Origin of the sequence: Nocardioides sp. J54, assembly GCF_000519005.1 — a bacterium.
In the GTDB taxonomy this organism is placed as follows: Bacteria; Actinomycetota; Actinomycetes; order Propionibacteriales; family Nocardioidaceae; genus Nocardioides.
The window spans coordinates 1-4,108 of record NZ_JAER01000072.1; the positions used below are offsets into that span (position 1 = coordinate 1).

The 4,108-nt window shown below is 72.5% G+C and carries 4 protein-coding genes; 3 read left to right on the forward strand and 1 reads right to left on the reverse strand.

From position 1 onward, the window contains the following. From NOCJ54_RS0122505 to NOCJ54_RS0122515, 3 genes are all read left to right on the forward strand, one after another. Positions 1–743 (forward strand): NADH-quinone oxidoreductase subunit N (locus NOCJ54_RS0122505; RefSeq protein WP_028657278.1); only part of this gene is annotated, 743 nt, incomplete at its 5' end. Then, on the forward strand, positions 740–1,762 hold the full coding sequence (locus NOCJ54_RS0122510) for a polyprenyl synthetase family protein (protein WP_036519454.1): 1,023 nt from the start codon (positions 740–742) through the stop codon (positions 1,760–1,762). The genes NOCJ54_RS0122505 and NOCJ54_RS0122510, both read left to right, overlap by 4 nt. Before the next feature lie 99 nt (positions 1,763–1,861). Then, positions 1,862–2,374, forward strand: coding sequence for a flavin reductase family protein (locus NOCJ54_RS0122515; protein ID WP_028657280.1), 513 nt, complete (start codon positions 1,862–1,864; stop codon positions 2,372–2,374). Between the two features lie 84 nt (positions 2,375–2,458). Here NOCJ54_RS0122515 and rarD read toward each other — a convergent pair whose 3' ends face one another. Beyond that, positions 2,459–3,367 carry an EamA family transporter RarD gene (rarD, locus tag NOCJ54_RS27745; protein WP_036519458.1) on the reverse strand — a complete coding sequence of 303 codons (909 nt, stop codon included), beginning with the start codon at positions 3,365–3,367 and terminating at the stop codon, positions 2,459–2,461. Between the last annotated feature and the right edge of the window lie 741 nt (positions 3,368–4,108).

Consider the following 4,108-nt stretch of genomic DNA (forward strand, 5'->3'; position numbering starts at 1 on the left):
CCGGCACCAAGGTCGCCGCCTTCGGCGCCCTCCTGCGGCTCCTCCACGTCGCCTTCGGCGGCGAGCGCTGGAGCTGGCAGCCGATGCTCTGGGTCGTCGCGATCGCGTCGATGGTGCTCGGTGCCGCCCTGGCCGTCGTACAGAACGACGTCAAGCGGATGCTCGCCTACTCCTCGGTCGCCCACACCGGCTTCCTGCTGGTCGGCGTGCTCGGAGCCCAGGGCGCCAGCGAGCTCGCCGAGGGCCAGTACACCTCGCTCGAAGGCGTGCTCTTCTACCTCACCACCTACGGTTTTGCGATGATCGGCTCCTTCGCGATCGTGACGCTGGTGCGCGACGCGGGTGGCGAGGCGACCCACTACGACCGGTGGGCCGGCCTGGGCCGGCGCTCGCCGCTGGTGGCCGGCGCCTTCGCCTTCCTGCTGCTGTCGATGGCCGGCATCCCGCTGACCGCCGGGTTCATCGGCAAGTGGGCGGTCTTCACCTCCGCGATGTCCGCCGGGGCGTGGCCGGTGGTGCTCGTGGCGATCGCGTCCAGCATCGTCGCGATCACGTTCTACGTGCGCCACATCCGGCTGATGTTCTTCACCGACGCCCACCCGGACGGCGCCGCGGCGGTCTCGCGCCCGTCGGTGCTCACCACGGCCACGGTGGCCGTGTGCGTCGCGGCGACCCTCGTCCTCGGCGTGGTGCCGGGCCCGGTTCTCGATCTGGTCACCCATACGGGAGACTTCATCAGGTGACGAACGGAGCATCCCCGGCCGAGCTGGCACTGCCCATCCTCGACGACGCGCTCGCGGACCGGCTCCGCGGTCGCATGGCGGCGGTCGAGGAGGCGCTCTACGGCCACGCGTCCAGCCGGGCGCCGTACGTCACCGAGGCGGCCCGCCACCTGCTCGCCGCCGGGGGCAAGCGGTTCCGCCCGCTGCTCGTGCTGCTCGCCGCTGAGGCCGGGCCGCGCCCGGACGCCGAGGAGGTGCTCACCGCCGCCTGCGTCGTGGAGATCACCCACGTCGGCTCGCTCTACCACGACGACGTCATGGACGAGGCCGCGCTGCGCCGCGGCGAGGACTCCGCCAACGCCCGCTACGACAACCTGGTCGCGATCCTGACCGGCGACTGGCTGTTCGCGAAGTCCTCGGAGCTCACCGCCCGGCTCGGGCCGGAGGCGGTCCGGATCCAGGCCGAGACCTTCACCCGCCTGGTCGAGGGCCAGATCCTCGAGACCGTGCCGCCCGCGCCGGGCGACGACCCGCTCGCGCACTACCTCGACGTCGTGGCCGGCAAGACCGGCTCGCTGATCGCCACCTCCGCGCACTACGGCGCCCTCTTCTCGGGCGCCGACCCGGAGGTCGTCACCGCGCTGACGGCGTACGGCGAGCTCGTCGGCACCGCCTTCCAGCTCTCCGACGACATCCTCGACATCGCCTCCGAGAGCGAGGAGTCCGGCAAGACGCCGGGCACCGACCTCAAGGAGGGCGTCCCGACGCTGCCGGTGCTCATGGCGCGCGCGTCCACGGACCCCGCCGACGCCCGGCTGCTCGAGCTGCTCGACCCCGGGCGCACCGACCTCGCGGCCGACGCCCAGCTGCACGCCGAGGCGCTCGACCTGCTCCGCAAGCACCCGGCGATGGCCGAGGCACAGGCCTACGTCGTCGACCGCGCCCAGGAGGCGAAGCGGCTGCTCACCGCGCTGCCCGAGGGCGCCGTCAGGTCCGCGCTGGAGGCCTTCGCCGACGTGGTCGCCGTCCGCTCGGCATGACCTTCGCCGCACGGTGATCGGCTCCGCCTTGCACGGGGTCGGCCGTTCCGTGGCGACCCCGCCTCGTTAATCTCTAGTAGGTCAGTTAACTTTGGGTGCATGAGCACCCTGACCACCAACCAGGACCTCGACCCCGCTGCGCTGCGGCAGGCGTTCGGCGTCTTCCCGACCGGCGTGGTCGCCCTGGCTGCGGAGATCGACGGTGAGCCGGTGGGCCTCGCTGCGAGCTCGTTCACCTCGGTCAGCCTGGACCCGCCGCTGGTCTCCGTCTCGGTCGCCCGGACCTCGAAGACGTGGCCGGACCTGCGCCGTGCCCGCCACTTCGGGGTGACCGTGCTGGCCGACCACCACGGCGCGGTGTGCCGCCAGCTCTCCGGCCCGGTCGCCGACCGGTTCACGGGCATCGACCTGACCACCTCGCCCGAGGGTGCCGTCACGCTCGACGAGGGCCTGGTCCGCTTCTCCTGCTCGCTCTACCGCGAGGTCGAGGCCGGCGACCACGTCATCGTGCTGCTGCAGGTCCTGGCCGTCGACCGCGGGGCCAACGACGCCGCCGGCCACCCCCTGGTCTTCCACCGCAGCGGCTTCGGTCGCCTGGAGCGGACTGCCTGACCACCCCCCGAAACGCCCGTGCGCCAGCGGCGTGCACCCCGCCGCTGGCGCACGGGGCTCCCGGCACCGGCCTCCGGGGCTGGTTCAGACGGCCGACGCCTCGGCGGCGAGGGCCAGGGACCGCCGCCGGTGCTGCAGGGCCTCGACGGTGAAGACCGCCAGCGCGACCCACACCAGCACGAAGCCGGCCCAGCGCCCCGGCGGCATGTGCTCGCCGACGACCGTGATGCCCAGCACGAACTGGATCATCGGCGCGAGGTACTGCAGCAGGCCCAGGGTCGTCATCGACACCCGCGTCGCGGCTGCCCCGAAGCAGAGCAGCGGCACCGCGGTGACCAGGCCGCTGGTGACCAGCAGGGCCACGTGGCCGACGCCCTCGTCCGTGAACCGGGCCTCGCCGGCGCTGCTGAGCCACAGCAGCCAGACCACGGCGAACGGCGCGATGACCGCGGTCTCGAAGGTCAGGCTCTCCACGGCCCCGACATCGGCTGACTTCTTCGCCAGGCCGTAGGTGCCGAAGGAGAACGCCAGCACGAGCGCGATGACCGGCGGCCGGCCGTAGTCGATGCTGAGCACGACGACGGCGAGGAACCCCAGGCCCAGTGCCCACCACTGCAGCGGGCGCAGCCGCTCGCCCAGCACGAGCACGCCCATCAGCACCGTCACCAGCGGGTTGATGAAGTAGCCGAGCGACGTCTCCACCACCCGGTCGTTGACCACGCCGTAGATGTAGGTGCCCCAGTTCGAGGTGATCGTCACCGCGGCGACGACCAGCAGCAGCGTCGTACGACGGCTGCGCAGGACGTCGCGGAGCTGGCTGCGCCGTCGCATGACGACGACCAGCACCGCCATGATCACCAGGGACCAGACGATCCGGTGGGCGAGGATCTCGACCGGCCCGCTCGGCTCGAGCAGCGGCCAGTAGAGCGGGAACGCCCCCCACATCGCGTACGCCGCGACGCCGAGCAGGAACCCCCGACGCGCATCAGCCACCCGGTGAGATTAGCGACCTGTTGGTTGGGCGGCTGGGATGGGGACCCGTGCTTGATTGCGCGAGCGTGTCGCCTGTCGAGGGCTGCGCGCAGGCACTCGCTGCGCTCGGCCTGCACTTGCCCTCCTCGACGCGCCTTCGGCGCGGGCGCCACGCTCGTGCTTGATTGCGCGAGCGTGTCGCCTGTCGACGACCGCGCGCAGGCACTCGCTTCGCTCGGCCCACGCTTGTCGCCGACGCGCCTGCGGCGCGGGCGCCACGCTGCCGCGCGCGCGGTTGCCTTGCGTAGGTCCTGCCTCCGCCTGGCGGCAGGCCTTGGGTTCGCGACGCCGTACTCCCGGTGGTTGAGGTGCGACGAGCGCCAGCGAGGAGCCTCGAAACCTCCGGGCCTGGTGGCGGGCTGTGGTGGGCCCAGTCGGGTGCAGCGGTGCCGCTGGTTTCGAGGCTCGGCGCTGGGGCGCCTCGCACCTCAACCACCGGCGGCTGGTGAGGTCGAACCCCCGGTAGGCCGCGCGAAGTTCCTGGTGGCTGGGGTGTGCTGTCGGCCGACGGCGTCACGCTGGTTCGCTTCGTCGGACTCCCGGTGGTTGAGGTGTGACGAGCGCTAGCGAGGAGCCTCGAAACCTCCGGGCCTGGGTGGCGGGCTGTGGTGGGCACAGTCGGGTGTGCCGGTGCCGGTGGTTTCGAGGCTCGGCGCTGGGGCGCCTCGCACCTCAACCACCGGCGGTACCGCGCCGGCCGGG